This window comes from Rheinheimera sp. NSM, assembly GCF_052380015.1.
Lineage (GTDB): Bacteria > Pseudomonadota > Gammaproteobacteria > Enterobacterales > Alteromonadaceae > Alishewanella.
Genome location: NZ_JBQTCI010000002.1, coordinates 155,578 through 181,345 on the forward strand (window position 1 = coordinate 155,578; position 25,768 = coordinate 181,345).

At 49.6% G+C, this 25,768-nt stretch carries 19 protein-coding genes; 16 read left to right on the plus strand and 3 right to left on the minus strand.

All coding sequences use genetic code 11. The features are described from left to right. Nucleotides 1-150 precede the first annotated feature (150 nt). From ACTZWV_RS06590 to ACTZWV_RS06605, 4 genes are all read left to right on the plus strand, one after another. Nucleotides 151-675: a hypothetical protein gene (locus ACTZWV_RS06590; RefSeq protein ID WP_444785781.1), complete on the plus strand. Its 525-nt coding sequence runs from the start codon at nucleotides 151-153 to the stop codon at nucleotides 673-675. A gap of 2 nt (nucleotides 676-677) precedes the next feature. Next, entirely contained in the window at nucleotides 678-1,760 is a 1,083-nt protein-coding gene (locus ACTZWV_RS06595) for an efflux RND transporter periplasmic adaptor subunit (protein WP_444785782.1), read from the plus strand. Then, nucleotides 1,757-4,819, plus strand: a complete 3,063-nt coding sequence (locus ACTZWV_RS06600) for an efflux RND transporter permease subunit (protein WP_444785783.1) — start codon at nucleotides 1,757-1,759, stop codon at nucleotides 4,817-4,819. Before ACTZWV_RS06595 ends, ACTZWV_RS06600 begins: the two co-directional genes overlap by 4 nt. Before the next feature lie 478 nt (nucleotides 4,820-5,297). Further along, entirely contained in the window at nucleotides 5,298-6,227 is a 930-nt protein-coding gene (locus ACTZWV_RS06605; RefSeq protein WP_444785784.1) for a GGDEF domain-containing protein, read from the plus strand. 96 nt (nucleotides 6,228-6,323) lie between these two features. Here the strand turns inward: ACTZWV_RS06605 and ACTZWV_RS06610 are convergent, their stop codons facing one another. Then, entirely contained in the window at nucleotides 6,324-6,965 is a 642-nt protein-coding gene (locus tag ACTZWV_RS06610) for a DUF5610 domain-containing protein (protein ID WP_444785785.1), read from the minus strand. Between the two features lie 196 nt (nucleotides 6,966-7,161). Between ACTZWV_RS06610 and ACTZWV_RS06615 the strand changes: the two genes are divergently transcribed. From ACTZWV_RS06615 to ACTZWV_RS06650, 8 genes are all read left to right on the plus strand, one after another. After that, complete coding sequence (locus ACTZWV_RS06615; protein WP_444785786.1) at nucleotides 7,162-8,352, plus strand: MFS transporter; 1,191 nt, start codon at nucleotides 7,162-7,164, stop codon at nucleotides 8,350-8,352. A 526-nt stretch (nucleotides 8,353-8,878) separates the two neighbouring features. Then, the gene (locus tag ACTZWV_RS06620) at nucleotides 8,879-9,403 is read left to right on the plus strand and encodes an RNA polymerase sigma factor (protein WP_444785787.1); all 525 of its coding nucleotides are present in this window, start codon (nucleotides 8,879-8,881) and stop codon (nucleotides 9,401-9,403) included. Then, nucleotides 9,396-9,881, plus strand: a complete 486-nt coding sequence (locus ACTZWV_RS06625) for a hypothetical protein (protein WP_444785788.1) — start codon at nucleotides 9,396-9,398, stop codon at nucleotides 9,879-9,881. The genes ACTZWV_RS06620 and ACTZWV_RS06625 overlap by 8 nt, the downstream gene beginning before the upstream one ends. Before the next feature lie 9 nt (nucleotides 9,882-9,890). Beyond that, nucleotides 9,891-10,865: a DUF4097 family beta strand repeat-containing protein gene (locus ACTZWV_RS06630; RefSeq protein WP_444785789.1), complete on the plus strand. Its 975-nt coding sequence runs from the start codon at nucleotides 9,891-9,893 to the stop codon at nucleotides 10,863-10,865. A gap of 75 nt (nucleotides 10,866-10,940) precedes the next feature. Continuing rightward, nucleotides 10,941-11,741 (plus strand): type 1 glutamine amidotransferase domain-containing protein, encoded by an 801-nt coding sequence (locus tag ACTZWV_RS06635; RefSeq protein WP_444785790.1) that lies wholly within the window; start codon nucleotides 10,941-10,943, stop codon nucleotides 11,739-11,741. Nucleotides 11,742-11,761: 20 nt separating this feature from the next. Beyond that, entirely contained in the window at nucleotides 11,762-12,217 is a 456-nt protein-coding gene (locus ACTZWV_RS06640; protein WP_444785791.1) for an acetyltransferase, read from the plus strand. After that, a complete protein-coding gene (locus ACTZWV_RS06645) occupies nucleotides 12,211-12,633 on the plus strand; it encodes a hypothetical protein (protein WP_444785792.1) in 423 nt (140 codons plus the stop codon). Before ACTZWV_RS06640 ends, ACTZWV_RS06645 begins: the two co-directional genes overlap by 7 nt. Before the next feature lie 121 nt (nucleotides 12,634-12,754). Beyond that, nucleotides 12,755-13,168, plus strand: coding sequence for a GNAT family N-acetyltransferase (locus tag ACTZWV_RS06650; RefSeq protein WP_444785793.1), 414 nt, complete (start codon nucleotides 12,755-12,757; stop codon nucleotides 13,166-13,168). Between the two features lie 60 nt (nucleotides 13,169-13,228). Here the strand turns inward: ACTZWV_RS06650 and ACTZWV_RS06655 are convergent, their stop codons facing one another. Further along, entirely contained in the window at nucleotides 13,229-14,335 is a 1,107-nt protein-coding gene (locus ACTZWV_RS06655; protein ID WP_444785794.1) for a phosphoribosylaminoimidazolesuccinocarboxamide synthase, read from the minus strand. Nucleotides 14,336-14,576: 241 nt separating this feature from the next. Here ACTZWV_RS06655 and ACTZWV_RS06660 point away from each other — a divergent pair, with 241 nt between their 5' ends. Next, nucleotides 14,577-15,890, plus strand: a complete 1,314-nt coding sequence (locus ACTZWV_RS06660) for a DUF4397 domain-containing protein (protein WP_444785795.1) — start codon at nucleotides 14,577-14,579, stop codon at nucleotides 15,888-15,890. A gap of 169 nt (nucleotides 15,891-16,059) precedes the next feature. Here the strand turns inward: ACTZWV_RS06660 and ACTZWV_RS06665 are convergent, their stop codons facing one another. Next, nucleotides 16,060-17,529, minus strand: a complete 1,470-nt coding sequence (locus tag ACTZWV_RS06665; RefSeq protein ID WP_444785796.1) for an OmpP1/FadL family transporter — start codon at nucleotides 17,527-17,529, stop codon at nucleotides 16,060-16,062. Nucleotides 17,530-17,858: 329 nt separating this feature from the next. Between ACTZWV_RS06665 and ACTZWV_RS06670 the strand changes: the two genes are divergently transcribed. The 3 genes from ACTZWV_RS06670 to ACTZWV_RS06680 all read left to right on the plus strand — a co-directional run bounded on the left by ACTZWV_RS06670 (nucleotide 17,859) and on the right by ACTZWV_RS06680 (nucleotide 25,493). Then, nucleotides 17,859-18,929 carry an efflux RND transporter periplasmic adaptor subunit gene (locus ACTZWV_RS06670; protein WP_444785797.1) on the plus strand — a complete coding sequence of 357 codons (1,071 nt, stop codon included), beginning with the start codon at nucleotides 17,859-17,861 and terminating at the stop codon, nucleotides 18,927-18,929. Between the two features lie 241 nt (nucleotides 18,930-19,170). Then, nucleotides 19,171-22,428, plus strand: coding sequence for an efflux RND transporter permease subunit (locus ACTZWV_RS06675; RefSeq protein ID WP_444785798.1), 3,258 nt, complete (start codon nucleotides 19,171-19,173; stop codon nucleotides 22,426-22,428). After that, complete coding sequence (locus ACTZWV_RS06680) at nucleotides 22,425-25,493, plus strand: efflux RND transporter permease subunit (protein WP_444785799.1); 3,069 nt, start codon at nucleotides 22,425-22,427, stop codon at nucleotides 25,491-25,493. Before ACTZWV_RS06675 ends, ACTZWV_RS06680 begins: the two co-directional genes overlap by 4 nt. Nucleotides 25,494-25,768 lie beyond the last annotated feature (275 nt).

Here is a 25,768-nt window from a genome sequence, read left to right on the forward strand (position 1 = left end):
GCCCTGCCATTTTTTACAAAACTTTGCATTTCCCGTCTCTTATCAACATTCAGGCAGATAAAATTGCGCGGCTTTTTAAGTGCGTATTCTAATCATTCCTATCATCAAGGTGGAACATGACAACTTTGGTTAGCCTGGCTGGAGCTTAGTGTGAGAAGTGCTGCAATTATGCTGACTGCGGTCAGTGCCTGTATTTTGCTGAGCAGCTGTATCGGACTGGCTACCGAAGGCGCCAGGGCGACGCATAGCGGAATTATTCGCAACCAGTATTTAGCTGACGCTTTAGCGGGAGATGCAAAAGCGCAATATGCTGTTGGCAAATCCTATTGTTGCTCGCCAGGCGGGCAGTCTGATGGTTACTACAATACCCAAAAGGCAACTGAATTTCTTTGCCTGGCGGCGATTCAGGGCTATGAGCCTGCCGCCTTGTTGCTGGGCAAAATTCATTCTGGCCATCGGACCGAAGGTGTCCGCTTACTAAAACGAGCGGGAGTTGCTCTGGCAGGTGACGTAAACACTGACCTAACGGTCGCGACATATTGGTTAACACAAGCAAAGTTGGCAGGCGTTAATGAAGCCGCTGAGCTACTGGAGGATTTCCCTAAGCGGGATATATCCCATCTCCACGCATCACAAGATGTCCCTTGTACCATGATACAGGTTTATGGTGAGTAAAAATGTATGCAGTAAGCAAACCCAATAAAGCCATATCGGCCGCTATTTTTTTCAGTCTGATATTGTGCAGCTATGGCTGTCAGAAAGCACCGGAAACGGAGGCATCGCCAGCGCTCAGGCTGGTGCAAACCCAGCGCGTTGAACCCAGCGCAACGGAGAACTGGCGTGAATTCCCGGGCACAGTACAAGCCGGACAGCAGGCCGATCTCAGCTTTCGTCTGGCCGGTAAGCTGGCACGTATTGTGCCGGAAGAGGGCGATCAAATCGAACAAGGGCAAGTGCTGGCCACACTGGAAGATGCGGATTATCAAATTCAACTGAACAGTGCCCAGGCTGAATATGCGCGGGCCAGTGCAGAGTTTGCAAGGGCCGGCGCATTGCTGGCTAAACAGCTGATTTCGCAAACCGATTACGACAAAATGCAGGCCCAGTACGTTGCGGCGCTGGCGTCACTTGAAAGCGCGCGGCAGAACCTGCAGTACACTATTATTGAAGCGCCATTTAAGGGTATTGTGGCTCGTCGGTATGTTGATAACTTTGAAGATGTCTCAGCGCAACAGTCGATCTTAACTATCCAGGATTTATCGACACTGCGGATCAAAGTTGATATTCCTGAAACCGTGATGATTCGCCTCAAACAAGACAGTCAGCTGAAGGTTTATGCCGCATTCGATGCATTGCCTGAGCAACGTTTTCCATTGACTTTACATGCCGTTGCCACAGAGGCAGACCCTGTTTCCCATACCTACTCCGTCACCTTCAACATGGCGGCCAGTGGCAGTGCCAATATACTGCCGGGTATGTCACTAACCGTGCGAGGAACGCAGCAGTTAGAGGACAACAGTATAGTGATACCGACTCATGCCGTGGCTGAAAATGCTAATGGGCGGTTTGTTTATGTTGTACAAAACAACGGTGACGGCACCGGCGTAGTAAACATGCGCCTTGTATCCACCGGACAAATTAATGAACAAGGAATAACCATTCTCAGTGGGCTTATTGCAGGAGAAACCATTGTTACCGCGGGCATGAGTAAAATGTCGGACGGCTTGCAGGTAAGGCTGGCCCGGGGAGAGCAGCAGTGAAAATCACTCGACTTGCCATTCATCACAACCGCATCACTATTGTTGCGCTGCTCTTCATCTTTATTGCTGGCTGGCAGACCTTTATAAAAATGCCTCGGGCATACGATCCGGGTTTTATTGTGCGAACAGCCCAGGTGCTCACGTACTTTCCTGGTGCCAGCCCGCAAAGGGTTGAAGAGTTGGTGTCGTCGAAGATCGAAGAGGTGGCAAAAGAAATACCTGAGCTGGACTTTGTTAAAAGTGAATCCCGCACCGGCGTATCTATAGTACGTGTCAATATTAAAGAGCGTTATAAAGACATGCGGCCTATTTGGGACAATTTACGCCGCAAAATTGAGGGCGTCGTGCCAGACTTGCCAGACGATGTGGTTGGCCCCTTTATTAATGATGAATTTGGCGATGTGTTTGGCGTAGTGATGACGGTGACCGGTGAAGGGCTGAGTGATGCGCAGCTACAAAACGTAGCGGACAAAGTGCAGGCTGTTTTGCAAAACATTCCCGATGTGGCCAAAGTTGAGATTTTCGGCGAGCAAGAAGAACAAGTATTTGTAGAATACGACAATGCCAGATTGTCGGAGCTGGGCATTTCACCTTATCAACTGTCGCAGATACTGTCGGCCCGGAATATCGTTATATCCGGCGGTGAATTTAACCTTGGCCCGGAGCGTATTGTACTTGAACCAAGCGGCAACTATGAATCTATTGAAGATATAGGCAAAACGCTGATAAGTTCACCGAAGAACAATCGCTTAATTATGTTGCGCGATATAGCAACAATTAAACGCGCTTACATCGATCCCGCCAAATCCCGGGTGCATAGCTCGGGTAAAAGGGCGCTGTCTGTCGCGCTGTCTATGCGCGAAGGCGGCAACAATATTGAGCTTGGCAAGCAAGTGCGCAAGGCCATTGCTGCATTTGAAACGCAGTATCCTCATGGGGTCGAGTTTCAACTTATCAACTTTTCACCAAAAGAGGTCGATGGCAAAGTAAAAGATTTTATGTCCAACCTGATGCAAGCCATGCTGGTGGTCACTTTTGTTATGCTGCTAACGCTTGGCATGCGCACCGGTTTGGTGGTTGCCATGCTTATTCCGACCTCTATTTTGCTGTCGATGATTGTGATGGATCTGTTTCACATCGGCCTGGATCAAATTTCTCTGGCGGCACTGATTATCGCGCTGGGTATGTTAGTAGACAACGGTATTGTTATGTCTGAAAGCATCATGGCCCAGATGCAGAAGGGGAAGAGTGCGTTGGACTCAGCGCTTGCCTCAGCAAAAGAGCTGGGTTTTCCACTTATGACAGCATCCTTAACAACCGCCGCCGCTTTTCTACCCATTTATTTAGCTAAATCAAATGTAGGAGAGTTTACATCTTCCTTGTTCAAAGTTGTCACTATTACCTTGCTATGTTCCTGGCTGATTACCGTAACCATCATCCCGCTGCTATGCATAAAGTTTCTGAAGGTTACGCCGAAAGAAGCGAACAACCAAGGTCTCGCTGACCGGCTCTATCGCCGGCTGTTAAACACTATGCTGCGCAACCGGCTTGCAACCTTAAGTTTAACAATCTTACTGCTGATAGCGGCGCTGATTGGCAGTGCATTGCTACCCAAAATCTTCTTTCCGCCATCTGAACGTGCCTACTTCAAAATGGAACTTGAGTTACCGACCAGTTATTCCATTCAAAGTACGCAAGCTGTGGCTGCAGATCTTGAAGCTTATATGACAGAACAGCTATTGCAGCAAGAAGGACGGCAACACGGCATCACAAACTGGGTAACCTATATTGGCAATGGCGGGCCGCGCTTTATCTTGTCACACAATCCTAAACCGTCCGGCAATAACTACGCCTTGATGATTGTCAATGTCACAGACGAGCAATACATAAAAGACTATATGGCGCAAATTCAGCGCTACGCACAAAGCCAACATCCTGATTTGACGCTTACTCTTAGTTTGATAGGCAATGGCCCTGCCGTAGATAATCCGGTGGAAGTACGTTTATCTGCCTGGGATCCGGACATGCTGGCCAGCGTGACTGAACAGGTGCGTGCACACCTGTATCAAATGCCGGAGCTGCAGAATGTCACTGATGATTGGGGGCAGCGCATTAAAAAACTCAATGTTGCCGTTGATCAGGTGCGGGCACAAAGGGCCGGTGTCACCAGTCAGGATATTGCTATTTCACTCCAATCAAGCTTAAGCGGCCTTGAGCTGACGGAATACCGGGAACGGGAAGACAGTATCCCGGTACTGCTGCGCACCGAGGAATCGGCAAGGAATACACTGAGTAAGGTCAGGTCGCTGGCGGTTTATTCTCAGGTAACGGGGAATTCGGTACCGCTGTCGCAGGTAGCCAATGTCGAACTTACATGGGACTTGGCCAAAATTCAACGACGAAACGGGTTACGCACTGTAACACTGGGCGCGCATTTGGTGGGAGATGCCAATGCGGCGCAAATAGTAGCCAATCTGGAATCCTGGCTCAGTAAGCAACACCGTAATTGGAATAACGAGGTGAGTTATCAGTTTGGCGGCGAATACGAAAGCTCGGCTAAGGCTAATCAATCAATTGCTGACAATTTAGCTGTCGCAGGCATGATTATCGTTATTCTGCTGATTGGCCAGTTCAATAGTATACGTAAATCGTTAATTGTTTTGTTTACCATTCCTCTTGGTTTGATCGGGGTAATTTCAGGCTTAATGCTGGCGAACTCTTATATAGGTTTTATGACGATACTGGGGATTGTTTCCTTAGCCGGCATAGTGATTAATAACGCCATCGTGTTATTAGAAAGTATTAAAGTGGAGCTGAACGGCGGCACTGAACACTATCAGGCCATCTGTAAAGCTGCACAAACCCGGGCCAGACCGATCCTTTTAACGACTGTCACCACTGTTTTAGGACTCATTCCGCTTTATCTGGGCGGGGGGGCAATGTGGGAGCCGATGGCGATCACCATTATGGCTGGTCTGGCGTTTTCTACCCTGCTAACACTGGGCGTTATACCTGTCTTGTATGCTTGTTTATATAGAGTGAAAGCCAGTTCTAATTAATTTCAACTATTTACAATTACGAACAGCATTTTGAGAGATAAGTGGCATGAAGTTTATTCCTCATGGCAATACAGAGGTATTTTTCTCTGGTGATATTTTACTGGTGCGCGCGACAGGCCCTTTTATCTTGAGGCTATCATTGAATGCAGTGAAATCATTTAAAATTTAATAATAAAGATTAACATTTGTCTAAAATATTGTTCTTGGTAGGGTTTAATTCTTAAAATGTGTTGATGTGGAGGCTTGGTAGGGTTGTTAAATAAAAAATTGGTGTTGAGAGATTTTTCTTTCTTAAATTTAAGTTGTTTTTATGTGGGTTGCATTAAGATGTGGAAGCGCTGCGATGGCTAAAGTTGACTTTAAGATATACTTTATTAATAGGGTTTGGTTAGCTGTTATTGTGTTGGCTGTTTTTGGTCTGCTTGTTTCAGCAATGAGGTCGTACACTCTGGGTGGCTGAGAGGTATTCTGTATTCATTTGTTTTTCGCTTTTTTTCTTTTAACTTTATTTTTAATAAAGCCAAAAATAAAGTTAAATATACAAGTGTATTTTTTATATGGTTTGCTAGTGTTGATAGGTGTGGTGGGTGTTGTTAATTATGGTATGTTAGGTGCCGGAATGCACTGGTTGATTTCATCGGTATTTTTTCTGTCATTGTTAAGACCTCATAATGTTAAAGTAATTTACTCAACATTTATTGCAATATTGCTGTTGAGTTCCATTGCTTTCTTTCACTTTTTTGATAACGCGACAATTGAGCTAAGTAAATTAATTGCATCACCATTAAATTGGTTGGGTACCCTTCTGCCTATAGTCAGTTTTAACTTTATTTTTATCATGGCTTTTACCTCTGCATATGAAAAAATTAGGCAGCTAATATCAAAAATAGAAAGCCAGAACGTGGAAATTGAAAAACTTGCAAACTATGATGAGCTTACCGGAGCGGCAACTCTTCGCCTGGCGAAGGAGAAAGTCTTTTCAGCAGTTGAGTTAGCCAAAAGAAACACCAAAGCCGTAGGCATTATTTACATTGATCTGGATGGATTTAAGTCTATAAATGACAACTATGGTCACGATGCTGGTGATACAGTTTTAAAAGGCGTTAGTTATAAAATAACCAATGAACTCAGAAGCTCAGACTGCCTTTGTCGTATTGGAGGGGATGAGTTTTTAGTAATTCTCGCTGAAATTGGCAATGAGGAGCAGTTAAGGGTAGTAGCTAAAAAGTTAATTTCGACAATCAGCACTCCAATTACGTATAGAAATACTGAGTTACATGTTTCAGCAAGTATGGGGCTCTCTTCTTTTCCTGAAAGCGGTAATTCTTTCGATAGGCTCATAAGCGTCGCCGATACTAATATGTACATTGCAAAAAAAGAAGGGAAAAACAGGTTTTATCCATTGTAGGTTTTTCCACCGCTCAGATTAGGGTGTGCATCATATTTCATTGGCATCAGATTTAGCAGGAGTCCGTGTAGCTTAACCAAAGCTTGCATGCTGTGGTTAACTGCTTTTTTCACCATCAGTACTGTTATCCGTATTGTCATTATCGTCAGCAGCAGGCGGGTTAGTTGCCATCTCCAGCATTTTTTCACGGAAGCTGGTTAACCCCTGCATTACCAGGCCGTAGGTTTTATCGACGCCACTTTCTACTTCGCCTTCATACACTTTTAAGCCTTTCAGAATATCTTTAGCATCGTTAAAGCCGGTTTCAATACCACCGCCGATGATGCCGAGAAATTTATCCAGTGTTTCCTCTTCTGATGCGCCCGGGTTCAGCTCTTTATAGCGGCTGTAAAAACCGGTAGCAAAGGCAACGATGCGATCTGCGGTGGCCTCGGGTGAGGTATCAATGCCGGAGTCATAGATTTTTTGCGCGGCGTTTTCGCCCAGTACCGGTTCCAGTTCGGCGTTAATGCCTTCCAGTGCGGTTTTGTAGAGTAAGCTGAGCGAGTCGTTATTGCTGCGCAGCGACACCTGCTCGTTGGCGCGCAAAATAGCGGTGTTTTGCGCCTGTTTAGCCTGGGCCGCCATATCTTTAATACCGCGGTTATCGTCAGTTTTTTGCGTCGCGGGATTTTGTTTGGCCGCGCCGGCGTTATTAGCCGTAACGTTAGCTGAGGTGTTACCGGAAGAAATACTCATAGGATGCTCCTGAAATAGTGGCTTTAGTATAGCCCGTTACCGGTTATCGGCTGCAGCCGGCTAAACTTTAGCCAAAATTTCACTTTTTCTGCCGGTGGCGGTTGCTGCGCGGGCGGCTAACTCGTTTGTGTGCAGAAATAGCTTTATACTGGCGGCCATTGGCAACAGCTAAACTGATAAACCAAGGCCCTGCGTTGTGATCGAGTATAAAAGCCCGGCGTTTTACCGTACCACTTTTGCTCTGTGTTTAGCGGCAATGGTGGTGTTTGCTAATTTGCATTTGCTGCAGCCTTTATTGCCGGTGCTTAGCCGCGAGTTTGGCTTAACACCGTTACAAACCAGCTGGACCTATACCATTGGTACCTTATGCCTGGGCTTGTCGCTGCTGGTGTATGCTGCGTTATCCGATGCGCGCGGGCGCAAGAATATTCTGTTGCTAACGCTTATTGGTATGACGCTCAGTACCCTGGCGCTGACTCAGGTAGAGAGCTATGGCGCTTTATTGTTTTGGCGCGCGCTGCAGGGTATTTTTCTCGGTGGCCTGCCGGCAGTAGCGATTGCTTATATGGGCGAAGAGTACAGTAAACCGGCGCTGGTTGCGGCAGTGGGGTTTTATATCAGTGCCAATTCGTTAGGCGGCATCAGCGGGCGTTTAATGGCCGGCGCCCTGGCCGATATTGGCCACTGGCAATGGGTGTTTTGGCCAATGGCAGTGCTTGGCGCATTAAGTTGTTACTTGATTTGGCGCTATTTACCGGCGGCAAAAGGCTTTAGCGCTAAGCCGTTTCGCTTGCGTCAGGCGCTGGCTGATAACCTGTTTCATTTACGTCAGCCGCTGTTATTGCTTACTTATCTGATTGGCGGCCTGAGCTTTTTTATCTTTTTAAACCAATATACCTATATTGCCTTTGTGCTGTCGGATGCACCCTATAATTTGTCCAGCTTCTGGATTGGCCTGCTGTTTATCACTTATTTTACCGGTACCATCGGTTCGGCCATTTCCGGCAAGGTAGCGCTTAAACTGCCGGTACCGCTGGCGATGGCGCTGGGGGTGTTGATTTTAATGCTGGGCACCTTACTTACCCTGGGCAGCAGTTTATGGCTGATTGTCTGCGGCTTTTTTATTAATGCCTTTGGTTTTTTCTTATGCCATTCGCTGGCCAGCAGTTGGGTGAACCAGTGTGCCAGCCGCGCTAAAGCCAGTGCCAGTGCACTGTATTTGGTATTTTATTATGTTGGCGCCAGCACAGGTGGCCTGTATTTGCAGCCGTTTTGGCACTGGTTGCAGTGGCAGGGCGTGGTAGTGGGGGCCTTGTTAATGTACGGCGTTACCTTAATGCTGTGCCTGTGGTTGTGGCAGCGCGCCAGGCTGGCGCAGCTATGTTAAACCGGCGCTGTTGTGCTAAGCAGTTGTGTTAGCTCAGCTTTACTCAGCTCGCGCAGCCGGGCAACAGCCAGCCCGCTCAGCTGCAAATTAAGCAAACACTCTGTGTCCGGTTGTGCTATGTGGTTGCCGTGCTGTGTAGTAATTTAAGTGGCTAATGGTAACCGATATGACGCAAACAAATCATCAGCTTGTAACATAGCCAGGGCAAAGTGGGCAGGCCTGTTCAGGCAAATCTGTTCCTCCAGTGCTTAACATTTGCCGGATCTGTGTATCCGGCCTTTTTTTGCCGGCAATTTCATAAAACGGTCGCACTTTTGTAACATAACTGACATTGACCGGCGTCATACTGCGTGCCGTTACACCTTCCTTCCTGGATTATTATTCACTATTTAGTGGCGGGAGCCTGGCTCCCGGTTTTCTTTTTTACCCTGCTTATAAAAAATATCAGCGCCGTTTAAACCTTTCGCTATACGCTATCGACTAACCTGACAATAGCAACAATAACACCAGCCAATTAAGGGCGTTTATGGCAATGGAGCTTGCGCAAGCAATCGCAGCGGCAAAAAACGGCGATAAGCAGGCGTTTTACAGTGTGTATCAGCAGTTTATCGGCAGGGTATATGCGGTGTGTTGGCGCCTGCTGGCGAATAAACAAAAAGCCGAGGATGCCAGCCAGGAAGTGTTTATTAAGGTATGGCAACAGCTGCCGGGCTTTCGCGGCGACAGCAGCTTTGCTACCTGGCTGCACAGTATCGCTACCCGTACGGCCATCGACTTATGGCGCCAGGAAAAGTACCTGCGTTTAACCGACAGCAGTGATGAGCAGCCAGAGCTGAGCGAGCAAAGCGTAGCCTGCAGCAGTGACGATGCGCCGTTAGAGCAGGCAATACAGCGTTTACCGCCCCAGGCCAGAGCTGTATTTGTGCTGTTTGCGCTGGAAGGTTATCAGCACCGGGAAATTGCCGCCCTGCTGGGTATCGCAGAGGGTACCTCTAAAGCGCAGTATTTTCGGGCCAGACAATTGTTACAGGAGTGGTTAGCTGATGAATGAACAACAACTTGACCAGGCTATTAACCGCCTGACACAGCAAATTACCCCGCAGCGTGATCTGTGGCCGGAGCTTGAAAGCCGGCTTACTGCACGCAGCACTGCAGATAAGCCACGACTGTGGCAATGGGGCTCCGCTGCCATGCTGGGCCTGGTCAGTTTAATTGGCTGGCAACTGGCGTTGTTACCCGCAGCACCAGGCGGCAACCAGGCCAGTATGCCCACTGCCGAGCTGATGCTGCTACAGGTGTACGAGCAACAAAAAGCCACCCAACTCAGCCAGGTAGTGGCGGTAAGTGAGGGCTTTGATAACTGGCAGCAACAATTAACGCATTGGGACCAGGCCATAGCGCAGGTACGCCAGGCATTACAATTTTATCCGGATGAACCGCAGCTGTTAGCGCAGTTGCAAAGCTTATATCAACAGCAGCTCAGCTTTATTCAAAAGGCCACACTGCAACAACCTTTAATAATCAGTTAGGAGAGTAGCATGCAAACAGCAACCCAAACCCGGCTAACCGGCCTTGCAGCATTAGTACTACTGGCCGCCAGCCAACTGGCCTGGGCCGATGCGCGTGAAGCCGTTAACGAAAACCGTACCGTAACGGCGAATGAAAAAATTTACATTGAAGTAATGAGCGGTGAAATCAGCATTAAAGCCGTGAGCAGCGCTAAGTTCAGCGTGAGCGGCAAACTGGATGAAAAAGCCACCGGCTATACGCTGGATTCAAAAGACGGTTTTACCCGGTTTGAAATGACCATGCCACGCCAGGTGAATTATAATTGGAAAGACAAAGCCAATGCTGCAGAGCTGCGTTTTGAAGTGCCGGTGGGCGCCAGCGTGGAGTTTAAGGGCGTAAACGGCAATGTTAGCGTAAACGGTATTCACGGTAGCAGCCAGATCAGCACGGTAAACGGCGACATTGATGCTTCTGAGTTACGTAACAGCGTGAAACTGAGCACGGTAAACGGCGAAATTAAAGTTAAAGCGGCCAGCGGCAAGGTAGAGTTGAGCTCGGTTAACGGCAAAATAAACGACGAAGGCTCCAAAGGCCGACTGAGCTATGACGTGGTAAACGGCAAAATTAAAGTCAAAAGCAGCGCTGAAGAAATCAGCGTAAGCACGGTAAACGGCGATGCCGAGCTGGAGCTAAACGGCACTAAACAGCTGAAACTAAGCACGGTAAACGGCGAAATTGAAACCAAACTAAGCGGCGTAACTAATCCGCGTGTTAACGGCAGCAGCGTAAGCGGCGACATTGAATTAAAGCTGGATGCTAATGTCAGCGCGCGGTTTGATATTAAAGCCTCAGCCGGTGGCAGCATTAAAAACAAGCTGAGCAATGATAAAGCCAATAAAGCCAAATACGGTCCGGCCCGCAGCCTGCAGTTCACCTCGGGCAGTGGTGATGGCAGTGTAGAGCTAAGCACAGTAAGCGGTGATGTCGAGCTGGATAAGTTATAAGGTACGCTAATACGTTGTGTTGCTCAAACAAGCAAAGGCTGCGATAGCAGCCTTTGTATTTACAAAGGAATGAATATGAAAAATCTGATTCTACTGCTGGGGCTCGTACTTATTGCGTTTGGCTTTCAGGCCGCTGCGGCTGATGCTAAGAAAATTTTGCTCGTGGCTTCAAATCTTGAGGATATGGGCGACCCCGAAAAGCACGATGCCAGAAATAACCTGTGGGAATACGCGCCGCCGTACCATGTTTTTGTGTCCCATGGTTATAGTGTCGACTTTGCCTCTCCTGATGGAGGCTCAGTACCGTTTATGCTGGACCCCTCAGGTATCAGCAGCTACACGATAAAATATGAAGGGTTTTTAGATAAGGCGAATAGTTCATTGGCACCGGCGCAGGTTAACGCTGCAGATTACGCAGCTGTTTATATCGGTGGTGGCTATGGCACCTTGTTCGATGTGGCGGCAAATCAGGCGCTGTTGGATATTATCGCCGCTGTGTACCAAAACGGCGGAGTAATAGGCAGCAGTGGGCACGGCGCCGGCGCTTTTGCCAATGTAAAGCTGCGTAACGGCAAGTTTTTGGTGCAGGGCAAGCGCGTGGCAGGTTTCCCTGACGCTACGGAGAAAGAAAAAGCCTGGGCGAAGCAGGGCAGCTTACTGCCGTTTTTGGTTGAAGCACAGCTGCGCAAAAATGGCGCAGTTATAATTAACAAAGACAATATTGCCGATAAGCATGATGTGATTATTGACCAGCGCATTGTCTCGACCATGTTTTTGCCATCAGCTGCCCTGGTAGCAAAAGAAATGCTTATCTTGCTGGAGCAAGACAGCAAGCTGGCGGGAGCCCGGGGCGCGGGTTCAGACCTTGAATGGTAAATTTTTAATCAGGTTTATTGATGAATATTAAAAGTGTAAATAAAGCAGAGCACCAAAGGCTTATTGAAATTTGGGAAGCGTCTGTTAGGGCAACGCACGATTTTTTATCTGAAGAATATTTGCAGCAACTTAAGCCCCTTATTCTTGAGCAGTATTTTGATGCTGTTAACTTAACCTGCGCTAAAACCAGTACCGGTGAGATAGTCGGGTTTTGTGGTGTGTATGATGGCAATATTGAAATGCTGTTTATCGCACCGGAAATGCGCGGCCAGGGTATCGGCGCTTTGCTGGCGTCTCATGCTATTACCGCGCAGGGCGCGACAAAAGTAGATGTGAACGAGCAGAACCCTCAGGCATTAGGGTTTTACCAACGTATTGGTTTTGCTGTAACCGGGCGCTCGCCAACCGATGGTCAGGGTAAGCCGTATCCGTTGTTGCATATGGCATTACAAAAAATGCAGAAGCCGGCATGGTAGAAAAAACCTCTGCGCAGCATATAGCCCGTAAGTCAGTTTGCTGGCGCATCTATGCATGGGTTATTGTGGTTCAGGCCGTTGGCGCCACTATAGCTACGCTTTATTACGCAGATTATGGTGTTAAAGATGTAGTGGACCTGGCTTTTATTGTGACCGGTGTTATTGGTTTGATGGCATATGCCTACGGTTTACGTATTGGCGCAGCAGGATTCTGGCGGCTATTTCTGCCAATGTTTGTGCTGTGGGATCTGTTTTTCCGGTTGGTCATAATGAAACCGGCCCCAGAGGCCGACAGTGTTTCCCATTACTTACTTTTTTGCGTGCTGTTGCTGTTACTTGTTCCGCAGTACATCGCCATTTACCGCTATCAGCGCGGTTTTGCAAAATATAGCTCTGCGTTAACGACAACTAACTAAGAGGGTGCCGATGCGCCACGCGGTGATCCGTAAGTATTATCAGCAGTACGCAGCGTTAAAAACGATGGCGACTATACTGTTTAGTTTTTACACAACACCTGCTGGTAGTTAAGGTATTAATTTGAGCGCATTTGCAGAAGATAACAGTCCTGAGTTTGCTGAGTTGGCAAAACAAAAAATAGCGGAATTTAATGCATTGCATTGGGATGCCGGCAAGCGGCAGGCACTTGGGCTTAAGCAGGTAAATGCTGCCGGTGAGCTGGTGGCGGCATTGGCAGGCAGGACTTTTGGTAACTGGTTTTACTTAGAGTCGTTCTGGCTGGCAGAGGCTGAGCGCGGTAAAGGTACCGGCAGCGCTATGTTGGGGCAGGCTGAAGCTATTGCCAAAGCGCGTGGTTGCCGTTATGTGGTGTTGGATACACTGGATTTTCAGGCCAGGCCGTTTTATCAGCGCCACGGTTACCAGGTAGAGTGGATACAGCAAGATTATCCTTTTGCCGGTGGTAATAAATATTTTATGACCAAAAGCCTGTAACAGATAAAACAAAGCCCGCGTCGCGGGCTTTGTTTATGCTGAGTGCTTAGTGTTAAGTACTTAGTTGTTAATTAAGCCATAGTGCTTATCCAGTACGGCAATAATCTCTGCTTTAGGATCGGCAGATAAGGTAATTTTGCGGCCGATAACTTTTTCCGCTATACCCAGGTAAGTGCGCGAGATATCCAGCATCACCTCAGTAGGCAAGGCGTTATCACGCGCCAGCGCTTCGCGTTCGGGCATGCGGTCTTTATTCAGCAAAATATCCGGCTCGGGGAAGTTGTTCAGCAGCCACTGGCGGAAGCCTTCTTTGGACTGCTCAACAATCTTACCTTCGCGCCAACCGGCACCATCCCAAATGCGGGAGCTGTCGGGTGTGCCTACTTCATCCATATAAATCAGTTTGCTTTGGCCGCTGGTATCTTTAACGTAGCCAAACTCAAACTTGGTATCTACAAACATCTGGTCCAGTTTCGCCAAAGCGTCACTTATTACGCCAAAGCCTTGTTTTAACAACTTTTCGTACAGGTCAATGTCGGACACTTGCTCAAAGCCAAAGGCTGCGCTGTGGCGCTCGATATCGGCGCGGGAGATATTAACGTCATCGGCTTCAGGCACGCCGTCCAGCCCGGTCAGAATACCTTTGGTGGATGGCGTAATTAAAATTTCCGCCAGCTTTTGATCTTTTTGCAGGCCTTCGGGTAGGGTAATGCCGCAAAACTCGCGCTCGCCTTTACTGTAAGCGCGCCACATAGAACCGGTAATGTACTGCCGTGCAATGGCTTCAATTTTCACCGGCCGTGCTTTTTGTACTATCCATACCAGCGGGTGCGGAATGTCCAGAATATGGCTGTCGGCCAAGCCGTGTTGTTTAAACAGCGAAAACCAGTGATTGGATATCGCATTTAACGCTGCGCCTTTGCCGGGCACGCCATTTAAGCCGTTCTCACCATGCCAGATACAGTCAAAGGCGGAAATACGATCACTGATCACCATAATGGCCAGCGGGGTATCAGCGGCGACCGGATAGTTTTTTTCACGGATCAACCGGGCGCTGTCAGCAGCGGTTAACCAGTATACGCTGCGCACTTTGCCGGAATGTACCGGTAAGTCTGTACGAATTGGCAGATCGTCATTGACCGCCAGAACCTGAGTTGCAAGAGTCATCTTCACTTCTTCTGAGGCTGAGAAAGGCGCGCAGAGTGTAGCAGAATCTGTCGCTTAACTGAATCGGTCTGCGCGTTAGTTTGTTACGGCAATTGCAGCGCACGTGCTTTGGTTGATATATAAAGTTGCCGGCATTTGTAACTAAGCGTAACCAACTGTTTTTAATAGTAAAGCGCCATGGTGTTCTGCAGGGTAAATCCTTACTCTGAGCCGGTATTACACTACCCTCAGGAAGGATCACATGAAATCAGTTTATTCCGTATCGCTGCTGGCCTTAGCCACTATATTTGGCCTGGCCGGCTGTGGTGGCAGTAGCAGCAGTGATGATGCTACCGCAGACAGCTACATTCAGTTTTATAACGGTGCTGCCGTATCGGCCAATACCTTACTTAAAGCCGGTGATACTAACGCCGGCACGGCAACCTTTGGTGATGTCAGCACCCTTACTGCCTTTAAACCGGATACGTACACGATAGAGCTGAGCGATGTGGCCAGCAATAATGAGCTGCTTAGTGATGAAATAACCCTGAGCAAAGGCGATAAAACACTGTTGTTGCTCACACAAACTGATGAGCAGTACGACTATTTAAGCCTGAGCTTTAAACGCGACCAGGAACTGGACAAGAAATTTAACCTGTATCTGGTGAATTTGTCAGATCAGTACCCGCAGTTAGATGTGCATTTTGCTGCAGAAAATAAACCCTTTGCTGATGCGGAATTAGTCGATTCGCTAAGCCGGCATGAAATCAGTGCGGTTGTGACCAAAGACACCGGCAAATTTAATATTTTCCTGACCTTGGGCGGTGCTGCTACACCATTGTTTATGGCTGAGGCGGTAAACTTTGCTTATGAGAACAGCTATGTGTTGGTTATTCGTGACAAGCATGGCCCTTTAGCAGACCAACTGTCAGTGGATGTGGTGCTGAATTCATCCAGTGTGCAAGCCTATAACAATGTTGATGCCAGTGCGCAATTCCGTGTTTATAACAGCCTGACGCAGCCATTAGAAGTGGCACTGGATAATGATGCCGTAGCCAGCCTGGCCGCGGGTCAGTTAAGTGATTATATTACTGCAGAAAAAGGCGATTACAGTTTGTCTGCGCGCAATGGCGCCGATGCATTGTTATTAAACAGTGCGCTGCTTAGCTTGGCGGCAGGTGAGAGCAAAACGGTGCTGCTGTACAACGATGCTGATGCCAATACCGAAGCACTAAGCGTAGCGGAAAAAGATAGCCCGCAACTGCAAACGCACGATGTCAGCGTAGCCAACTTGGTGCCGGATTTTGAAAAATTGCAGGTGTATTTTGTGCGCCAGAATGAAACCATTGCCAATGCTAAACACCACGTTAAAAACCTGGAGTTTAAAAAGCAGCAATACATTAGCCTGGCAAAAGATTATTACGCCATAGCGCTGGTGCATGTAGCCGAAAACGGCAGCACCACTTTACTGGATAAAACCGACAGCATGATGCTAACGCCAGGTAGGCATTACTCCCTGCTGGCCGAACAAGATGCTGCTGCGCCATCCGGTTATAAGTTAAAGCTGGTGCACTAAGCTCAACTAAAAACACAAGCATTACCGGTAAGGTAGCAGAAACTAACGAACCGGTTTGCCCACACCAACACGCCGTGAACCCATCCCTGGGGGCTCGATTCGGCCATCCTGGCCTGCAACGGTTGGTTTAGAGCAAGCCGGTTCTTATCGCAGTAATTATCCGACTTAGTTAGAAGCTGTAATTTGCCTGAACAGCGAATAACTGGCCTTTATTACTGTAGTGGCCCTGATAGCCGCTGTTATACAGCGCCTGATCCTGCACATTGTACTCACGCTCATCCACGTTAACATCGCCGGTAAACAGGTAACCGTAGGCAACATCCAGGCTCAGGTTGTCAGCCAGTTGCCAGTTGGCACCAACCGTCAGCCATACGCGGTCATCGGTTGGAATACGCGCGGTTTTATGGCTTTGACTAATCGGGTTTTCGTCATAGGCCACACCGGCTTTTAATGTCAGGTCACTCTGGTATACATAACTGGCACCGAGCGCGACAGACCAGCTGTTATGCCAGTATTCCGGAATATAGCCAATGTAACCCTCACTGTTCAGGTTCGCAGGCAGCTGGGTGCTTAGTGAAATGCTCGGGTTAGCATCATTGCTGACAATATCAATGCTCTGAAATTTGCTCCACTGGGTCCAGGCTGCGCTGAACTGTACAGATAACGCTTCGGTTACCTGTTGATCCAGGCTAAAGGCTGCGCTGGCAGGTGTAGTCAGGTTAAGTTGGCTGCTTTCTGTTAAACGGCTGTTGGCAGCCAGTTTACCGGTGGTTAAATCTATCGCCGGCAGGTTAGGTGCAACTACAGCAAAGTTAGGATTACCAACAACATTGGCGCCGGTAATCGGGGTATTGGTGATCACCGAATCGCCTTTGAGTGTGTAACGTACCGCTGAGTGCCAGGTTAAGGCTAACCGGGTACCTTTAACCGGCTCGCCATGAATACCCAAGGTGTAGCCGAAGGCTATATCGTCGCCTTCTACTTCATAGTGGCTGTTGCAGTAAGCATCGTTGTATACCGGCATACCAAACATGGCATTGGTGGTTGCTTCACCCAGTTCGCATAAGCCGCTGTGGTCTTTGAATTTGGATAAGGTACCTTCAGCGCGGTTGATGGAAACACCCGCACCAACCGACCACTGCTCATTCAGTTTATAACCGATGGCAGGTTGCAGGCTTAGTACCTGTACGGCGGTTTCATCGGCAAAGTAGCGGCCGACAAAGTCGTCGTCGTAATCCGATGACAAACCAAAGGGCACATAAAAACCGATACCCCAGCTTAATTGTTCTGACACCTTGTCGCTGTAAAACACAAAAGGTACCAGTTCATTCAAACTATTTTCGCCCTCTGTACGACCAACTACAGACTGGCCGTTAGCGCTTTGTGCGCTGGCATTACGGTAATTGGTTTTAGCGCTGATCAGGTTTAAGCCACCGGATAACTGCGCGCCGTCTAATTGGGTTAGTGCTGCAGGGTTGGAGTATACCAGGGTAGCGTCGGTAATTTGTGCGCCACGGCCGGCGTAAGCATTACCCATGCTACTGACAGATTGTTCAAACAATTTATAGCCTTCAGCGTGCGCCGGCACACTGACAAGCGCGGAGATAACGGCTAAGGAAACGGCGGTTTTTCTAAGCATATATACATACCCTGTTGAATGTAAAAAGGCCGCAGTATAAACAGGTCAGACCTTAGAGTACATGCTCTAGCCCGCATTTATTTGTGGCTTGGTCCCGGCAGCAAATGATAATGTTATAAAATTGATAATGAATTAAGCAACTTAGAATGAACTAAATGACTAATAGTTAGTAATTTTGACCAAACTTAATTGGCACACTAAGCGAATACAAAAATGAATTTATTTTATGTAGTTGAAATTATTAATGAATTAGCGATAATCACGGCTGGCACGGCTGCTGCATTAGCAATATTAACTTGCTCAGTTTTTTGTTTTCCAAAGGATGAATAATGAAAACTTCACACCATTTTAAACTTACCGCGGCTGCCGTTATGCTGGCCAGTGCGTTATTAACCGGCTGTAATCAGGCTAACAGCTCAACCAACGCTACCGAAGCTGAAGCAATAGTGGCTATTCCGGTTGAGGCCGCACTGACACGGCGCGGCGAGATCAGCAGCAGCTACCACACCACCGCGACCCTGGAAGCCCGGGCTGAAGCAGAAGTGATCAGTAAAGCCACCGGCATAGTGCAGCACATTTTGGTGGAAGAGGGCGATACAGTAGAAGCCGGCCAGTTATTGGCGCAGTTAGACAATGAACGCCAGCAATACAGCCTGAACAAAGAAAAAGCCGAATTAAGCCGCCTTGGCAGCGAGTTAAAGCGCATGGAAGAAATGTATCAGCGCAAACTGATCAGCGCCGATGTGTTTGAAAAACTGCAATGGCAATATGATGCGCTGCAAGCCACGGTAAATATGGCCGAACTGGCGTTAAGAGAAACCGACATCCGCGCCCCGATCAGCGGCGTTATTTCGCGCCGTTATGCCAAAGTAGGCCAGTTGGTTAATCAGCATGCTACGCAGTCGTTATTCCATGTGGTGTCAAACCAGCAGTTAGAAGCCGTAGTGCATTTACCGGAGCAGCAACTGGCGCAAGCGCGGGTTGGCCAAAACGCAGTATTACAGTTTGCCGGCATGACACCGTTTAGCGCAGAGCTGATCCGTATTTCTCCTGTAGTAGATGCCTCATCCGGTACCGTGCGTGCCGTGTTAAAAGTGGCCAACACCGGCCAGCAGTTAAAACCCGGTATGTTTGCTCAGGTGCAGTTGCAGTTTGATGTAAAAACCGATGCCTTGTTGCTGCCCAAACGCGCGCTGATGACTACCGACAATACGCAAACCGTGTTTGTCATCAGCAGCGACAATAAAGTAAGCCGCAAGCCGGTGCATTCGGGTTATCAGTCTGACAGCGCAGTAGAGATTTTATCCGGCCTGGAGCAAGGCGACCGGGTGGTCATTGCCGGCCAGTCAGCGCTGAAAGATGATGCACTGGTGAATGTGGTTACGGTAAGAGAGTTCTGATCGTCTGAACACGAACCGGTTTACCCACGCTGACACGCCGTGAACCCATCCCCGGGGGCTCGTTTATGAACTTCATCCATGAAGTTCACCCTTCGGGCCAGCGGAGCTGTTCAAATTCGTCAGGAACGAATTTGTCAGCCCATCCGGGGCTTCAACGGTCAGCTTAGGGTAAGCCGGTTCTTAGTTAAGTGATTTAATTAAACAACAAAAACAATAAACTACGCTCACAGGATATGACGCTATGAAGCTGGTAGATACTGCCGTAACCCGCCCCGTTACCATCTGGATGTTTACACTGGGTATTTTGCTTTTTGGTCTGGTAGCCGCCGGCCGCCTGGCCGTGAACTTACTGCCGGATTTATCTTATCCGTCGTTAACGGTACGTACCGAGTTTATCGGTGCCGCCCCGGCCGAAGTGGAACAACTGGTTAGTAAACCTATTGAAGAAGCCGTCGGCATTGTTAAAGGCGTGCGCAAGGTACAATCGGTATCACGCTCCGGCCGCTCTGATGTGGTAATGGAATTTGAATGGGGTACAGACATGGATCTGGCCGCGCTGGAAGTGCGCGAAAAGCTGGATGTATTGTTACTGCCGCTGGAAATAGACAAGCCGCTGCTGCTGCGTTTTAACCCCAACCTGGACCCTATAGTGCGCTTAGCACTAAGCCGAGAAAATGCCGGCGAAGCCTTAAGCCCGGCGCAGCTGGTTAGCTTGCGCACCTTTGCCGAGGAAGACTTGCGCCGTGCACTGGAATCTTTACCCGGCGTGGCAGCCGTGCGGCCCGATGGTGGTTTAAGCCAGGAGATTCAAATTCTGGTAGACCCGCAAAAGCTCAGCCAACTGCAGCTGGATATCAGCCAGATTACCAACCGCTTACGCGAAGAAAACCTGAACCAGGCCGGCGGCCGGTTGGAAACGCCTGCCTATGATTACTTAGTGCGCACCATTAACCAGTTCGCCGATTTACGCCAGATTGAAAACCTGTATGTCGCTCAGGTTAATAACAGCCAGGTGCGGTTAAAAGATATTGCCGAAGTGCGCGACAGCTTTGTCGACCGGCAAAGCATTACCTATGTAGACGGCAAAGAAGCGATCGAAGTCGCCATTTATAAAGAAGGTGATGCCAATACGGTACAGGTAGCGCAAACTTTGCTGGCGCAACTGCCGCAGTTGGAAAAAGCCTTACCGGTCGGGTACCGCTTAACCCTGGTGTATGACCAGTCAGAATTTATTAAGCAAGCAATAGACGAAGTAAAATCTGCTGCTGTTATCGGCGGTTTACTGGCGATGCTGGTGCTGTATCTGTTTTTGCGCAATGTCTGGGCCACACTGATTATCTCGGTGTCGATCCCTGTGTCAGTTATCGCGACCTTTAATTTGATGTACGGTCAGGGTATTAGCCTGAATATGATGAGCTTGGGCGGCATTGCGCTGGCGGTAGGCTTATTGGTCGATAACGCCATAGTGGTGCTGGAAAACATTGCCAGGCATAAAGAGCAGGGCAAAGATGCCTTTGAAGCGGCCAAAAGCGGTACCAGTGAGGTAGCGATGGCGATTACCGCATCTACTTTAACCACCGTAGCGGTGTTTTTCCCATTGGTATTTGTTGAAGGTATTGCCGGCCAGTTATTTCGTGACCAGGCATTAACGGTAACTTTCGCGCTGTTGGCTTCGTTAGTGGTGGCATTAACCCTTATTCCTACCATGGCCGCGCGTGAGGGGCGCCGCAGTGCAGCCGCAGCACCAGAGGTAGCAACGACGGGCACTGAGCCGCAAGTGCGCCGCTGGTATTACTGGCCAACCTGGCCGCTGCGGATCTTGGGTAAGGCGTTGCGCGGTTTGCTGTTGCTGCTGGTTACCGCCTTAACCCTGCTGTTTCGGCTGCTCAGCCGTACTTTAGCCTTGTTGTTTAAACCCTTGTTGCTGGCGGTGCAATGGTTATTAGCCGGGCTGGAAGTTATCTATCGTCGTGCCCTGGCCGCTGCGCTGCAGCTAAAAGGTCTGACTATTGCCGTGACGTTAACCGCAGCGGCGATTTGTTTTGCCCTGTTGCCGCGCTTGGGTGCAGATGTGATCCCGGCAATGAGCCAGGGCGAATTTTATGTTGAAGTACAGTTGCCGGTTGGCAGTGCTATTGAGCAAACCGACAAAGTACTGACGCAACTGGCTGCCATTGCCGGCGAACAAAGCGCAGTAATGCGCAGCTATGCTCAGGCCGGTACCGGTGCCCAAATGACAGTAGACCCGAGCATTGGCGGCAGCCACTGGGGCCGGCTGAATATTGTATTGCAGCCTGGCAGTAGCACTGAGCAGGAGCAACTGGTTGTTGCTACGCTGCGCGATTACCTGGCGCAGCAACCGGATATTACGGTGAAAATTGACCGGCCACAGCTGTTTAGTTTCTCTACGCCATTGGAGGTGGAACTGTCGGGCTATGAGCTGCCACAATTGAAAAGTGCCGCTGACAACCTGGTGGCGGCACTGGAAGCTGACGGCCGTTTTACCGATGTTAAAACCAGCCTGCGGCCGGGCCAGCCCGAGATCACGCTGTACTTTAACCATGGCCTGTTATCACAGCTGGGGATGAACTCGCATGATGTCGCCAAACGGGTGGCGGCCTATGTCGGTGGTGAGCTGGCCGGGCAGTACTCGGTGAACGACCGTAAAGTGGATATCCGCGTGCGGTTAGCTGAACAGTATCGTCAGACTGAACAACAGCTGGCGCAGCTGATTATTAATCCGGGCAGTGATAAACCGTTGCCGTTGTCGGCGGTAGCGGAAATAAAACGCGAAACCGGTCCGAGTGAAATTACCCGTATTGGCCAGCAGCGTGTAGCTGTGGTTAGCGCTAACCTGGCCTTTGGCGATTTAGAACAGGCAACACAAAGCGCCACGGCTATAGTAGCAGCGCAAAGCCTGCCATATGGTGTAACGGCAGCCGTAGTGGGCCAAAGTGAAGAGATGCAGCGCGCTTACACCTCCTTGACCATGGCGCTGCTGCTGGCGGTGTTTCTGGTGTATTTAGTCATGGCGTCGCAGTTTGAAAACCTGCTGCAGCCGCTGCTTATTCTGTTTACCGTGCCACTGGCCGGCGCCGGCGCCATTTTAGGCCTGTGGCTTACCGACACGCGGTTATCGGTCATAGTATTTATCGGTTTGATTATGCTGGCCGGTATAGTGGTGAATAACGCCATTGTATTGATTGACCGCATTAATCAACTGCGTGCAGAGGGAGTAACGCTGATACAGGCGATTATTGAAGCCGGTGCCAGCCGTTTGCGGCCGGTATTAATGACCACCTTAACCACTATTCTGGGCCTGTTGCCGATGGCATTGGGTACCGGTGATGGCAGCGAAATTCGTGCGCCGATGGCCATTACGGTGATCTTTGGCCTGGCGCTGGCGACCATGCTGACGTTGCTGTTTATTCCGGTGCTGTATGCGCTGGTCAGCCGTGACGAGGCCGTTAAGGTGCAATCCGCGGAGGCGACAGTATGAACCAGCAACCGTTGTGGCTGACACGGCTGGCGCTGACACGGCCGGTCACTATTTGCATGCTGTTTTTGTCGATGCTGGTATTTGGCATGATCGCCAGCCGCATGCTGCCGCTGGAGAAGTTCCCTGGCATTGATATACCGCAGATTTTTATCAATGTGCCATACAACAATGCCACGCCAACCGAAATTGAGCGGCTTATTACACGGCCGGTAGAAGAAGCGTTGGCGACGGTAACCGGCGTAAAGGAAATGCGCTCCTGGTCAAATGAAAACAGCGCTGAAGTGTCGCTGGAGTTTAACTGGGAAGAAAACATTAACAGTAAAAGTATTGAAGTGCGTGAGCGGCTGGACAGCATCCGGCATTTGCTGCCGGATGATGTTGAGCGTGTACTGGTGTTTCAGTTTAATACCAACGATATGCCGATTTTCCAGCTGCGTATTTCCAGTGAACGCGACCTGGCCATGGCCTATGATTTGCTGGAGCGACAAATAAAACGCCCGCTGGAGCGCGTGCAGGGCGTGTCTAAGGTTGAACTGTACGGTGTGGAAAAACGCCAGGTCATTATCCGGCTGAATCCGGACAAAATGCGCGCGTTAAATATTGATGCGCAAAGCATAGTGCGTACCTTGCAAAGCAATAACTTCGCCATGACTGCCGGCGAGCTGCGTAACAGCGAAAACAGCATACTGATTAAACCGGTGGGTGAATATCAGCAGTTGGAAGAAATAGCCTCGTTACCACTGCGGCCCGGCCTGAGCCTGCGGGAAGTGGCCACGGTACAACTGGAGTTGCCGGAGCGCGAAGATGGTCGCCATCTGGATCAAACCTATGCGGTGGGCATGAACGTGTTTAAAGAGTCCGGTGCTAACCTGGTCGAGGTCGCCCGTGCGGCGCTGGCGGTAGTGGAAGCAGCAGATAAAGATCCGGCTTTTAACGGCATTAGTTTATACATTATGGACGACACGGCCGATGGCGTAACCACCTCACTGGCAGACTTACTCAGCGCCGGCGGTATTGGCGCCTTGTTATCTTTTGCCGTGTTGTATCTGTTTTTACGCCATATCGGTACTACCATGGTGGTGGTGCTGGCGGTGCCGGTGTCGATTTGTATTGCGCTTGGCGTGATGTATTTCCTGGGATACAGCCTGAATATCTTAAGCATGATGGGCCTGATGTTGGCCATTGGTATGCTGGTGGATAATGCTGTGGTGGTAACCGAGAGCATCTTTCGCGAACGGTCGCTGGGGGGCGATGTAAAAACGGCCACCGCACGCGGTGTGCGCCGGGTCAGTTTAGCGGTAGTAGCCGGCACGGCTACAACAGCGATTGTGTTTTTACCCAATATTGTTGGTCAGAAAATGCAGCTGACTATCTTTTTAGAACATGTGGCCATTGCTATCTGTTTGTGTCTGGCGGTCAGTTTGCTGATGGCGCTCACTTTGATCCCGCTGCTAACCACGCGGTTAAATATGCAGCCGCCGGCGCAGCCAACAGCCGGGCAGCATCAGGCCAGCGCTTTTGAGCGGCGCTATCGTAAGGTGCTCAGCTGGGTGATGTATCACCCGCGCTGGTCGGCATTGTTTGCCATAGTGCTGCTGGTTAGCATTGCCATTCCTATGGGCAGCGTATCAGGCGGCGATGAAGACAATGAAGACAGTGACCGCATCTTTTTAAATTACAACGTGCAGGGCAATTATGCGTTGGCGGAGGTAGAGGCGGAAGTCAGTATCATGGAGGCCTATCTGTATGCCAATAAAGACAAGTTTGATATTGAGTCGGTGTACAGCTATTACCGCTCCGGCCATGCTATTTCCATCATTATTTTAAAACCGCAGCTTAGCCAGCCGCTGGCCGGGTTAAAAGAGGCCATTCGTAAAGACTGGCCGGCGCTGGTGCGCTCGAAGCCGTCCTTTGGTTGGGGCAACAATGGCGGTATGCAGGTGCATCTGCTGGGCAGCTCAACCGAAGTGTTGTTGGAGTTGGCCGCAGATATAGAGCCGATGTTAGCGGCCGTTACCGGGCTGGAAGATGTCAGCTCGGAAATTGCGTTGGGCCAGCAGGAGCTGCAAATAACGCTGCAGTTGGAGCAATTGCAACGCCATGGTTTAACCGCACAGCAGGTCGCCGGCGCCGTAGCGTTGGCACTGCGCGGTACTAACTTGCGTACCTACCGCAGCCAGGAGCAGGGCGAGCTGTTAATGCGGGTGCTGTATGATGAAAAAGTCAGTCATTCGCTGGCTGAGCTGGCAGCGCTGCCCATTTTGAATAAAGACGGCGTGGTAATAAGCCTGGAGCAACTGGCGAAGCTGACGTTTGCACCCAGGCTGGATCAGATCCGCCGCTTTGACCGCCAAACCGGTATTGCTATCCGGATGAACCTGGCCAAAGACTACAAAATGGATGCGGCACGCGAAGATATTAAGAAGGTGATGGAGCAGTTAGCACTGCCTGCCGGGTATCGTTGGTCGTTTCAGGGTAGTTTTCAGCGCCAGGATGAATCGCAACAGGTGATGCTGGTGAATATGTTGCTGGCGGTGGCAATGATTTATATCGTAATGGCCGCCTTGTTTGAATCCTTGCTGTTACCTACGGCAGTAATTGGCTCGCTGTTGTTTTCGCTGGTGGGGGTGTTCTGGACCTTCCTGTTCACCGGCACCACCATGGGTATTATGGGCATGATAGGTATGCTGGTGCTGATGGGCATAGTAGTAAACAACGGCATAGTGTTGGTAGACCGTATTAACCAGGACCGGCAGGAGCAACCGGAGGCGTCGCTGCGTGAGCTGATTATTCACGCCAGCGAGTCGCGCTTACGGCCAATTCTGATGACCGTGTCCACCACAGTGCTGGGCTTGCTGCCACTGGCGTTGGGTGGTACGCAAATTGGTGGCGACGGCCCAAGTTATGCGCCAATGGCGATTGCCATTATCGGTGGTTTGCTGTTTTCTACCTTAACCAGTTTGGTGCTGGTGCCGCTGACCTACTGGGGCCTGGTTAACCTGACCGCCGGCTGGGCCAACTGGCGCGGCCATGCCAAACGTTGGGCCGATAAAGTCTGGGCCTGAGGATATGATTAAGCATGACCGGTTTGCTCTAAATCAACCGTTGGAGGCCATGGATGGCCGGAATCGAGCCTCATGGATGATTTATGGCGTGTTGATGTGGGCAAACCGCGTCATGCGTGACGTGCTGATTAGCGCTTTACAGCGGCGGGCAGACTGATTAGAATGCGCGCGTCCTTAAGGGAGTAATCTGCTGCTGTGTTACACCGCAGCGCTATGGTCAACATACTTGTGCCACCTGCACATGGCCTTAGCGTTCAGCGCCTGCTGAATTGATG

What these genes read in the sequence shown, in the direction of transcription:
- ACTZWV_RS06655 (WP_444785794.1), bottom strand. Translation starts at nt 14,335, where the DNA reads ATGACTCTTGCAACTCAGGTTCTGGCGGTCAATGACGATCTGCCAATT.
- ACTZWV_RS06620 (WP_444785787.1), top strand. Translation starts at nt 8,879, where the DNA reads ATGGCAATGGAGCTTGCGCAAGCAATCGCAGCGGCAAAAAACGGCGAT.
- ACTZWV_RS06630 (WP_444785789.1), top strand. Translation starts at nt 9,891, where the DNA reads ATGCAAACAGCAACCCAAACCCGGCTAACCGGCCTTGCAGCATTAGTA.
- ACTZWV_RS06675 (WP_444785798.1), top strand. Translation starts at nt 19,171, where the DNA reads ATGAAGCTGGTAGATACTGCCGTAACCCGCCCCGTTACCATCTGGATG.
- ACTZWV_RS06645 (WP_444785792.1), top strand. Translation starts at nt 12,211, where the DNA reads ATGGTAGAAAAAACCTCTGCGCAGCATATAGCCCGTAAGTCAGTTTGC.
- ACTZWV_RS06610 (WP_444785785.1), bottom strand. Translation starts at nt 6,965, where the DNA reads ATGAGTATTTCTTCCGGTAACACCTCAGCTAACGTTACGGCTAATAAC.
- ACTZWV_RS06635 (WP_444785790.1), top strand. Translation starts at nt 10,941, where the DNA reads ATGAAAAATCTGATTCTACTGCTGGGGCTCGTACTTATTGCGTTTGGC.
- ACTZWV_RS06660 (WP_444785795.1), top strand. Translation starts at nt 14,577, where the DNA reads ATGAAATCAGTTTATTCCGTATCGCTGCTGGCCTTAGCCACTATATTT.
- ACTZWV_RS06625 (WP_444785788.1), top strand. Translation starts at nt 9,396, where the DNA reads ATGAATGAACAACAACTTGACCAGGCTATTAACCGCCTGACACAGCAA.
- ACTZWV_RS06665 (WP_444785796.1), bottom strand. Translation starts at nt 17,529, where the DNA reads ATGCTTAGAAAAACCGCCGTTTCCTTAGCCGTTATCTCCGCGCTTGTC.
- ACTZWV_RS06595 (WP_444785782.1), top strand. Translation starts at nt 678, where the DNA reads ATGTATGCAGTAAGCAAACCCAATAAAGCCATATCGGCCGCTATTTTT.
- ACTZWV_RS06640 (WP_444785791.1), top strand. Translation starts at nt 11,762, where the DNA reads ATGAATATTAAAAGTGTAAATAAAGCAGAGCACCAAAGGCTTATTGAA.
- ACTZWV_RS06680 (WP_444785799.1), top strand. Translation starts at nt 22,425, where the DNA reads ATGAACCAGCAACCGTTGTGGCTGACACGGCTGGCGCTGACACGGCCG.
- ACTZWV_RS06670 (WP_444785797.1), top strand. Translation starts at nt 17,859, where the DNA reads ATGAAAACTTCACACCATTTTAAACTTACCGCGGCTGCCGTTATGCTG.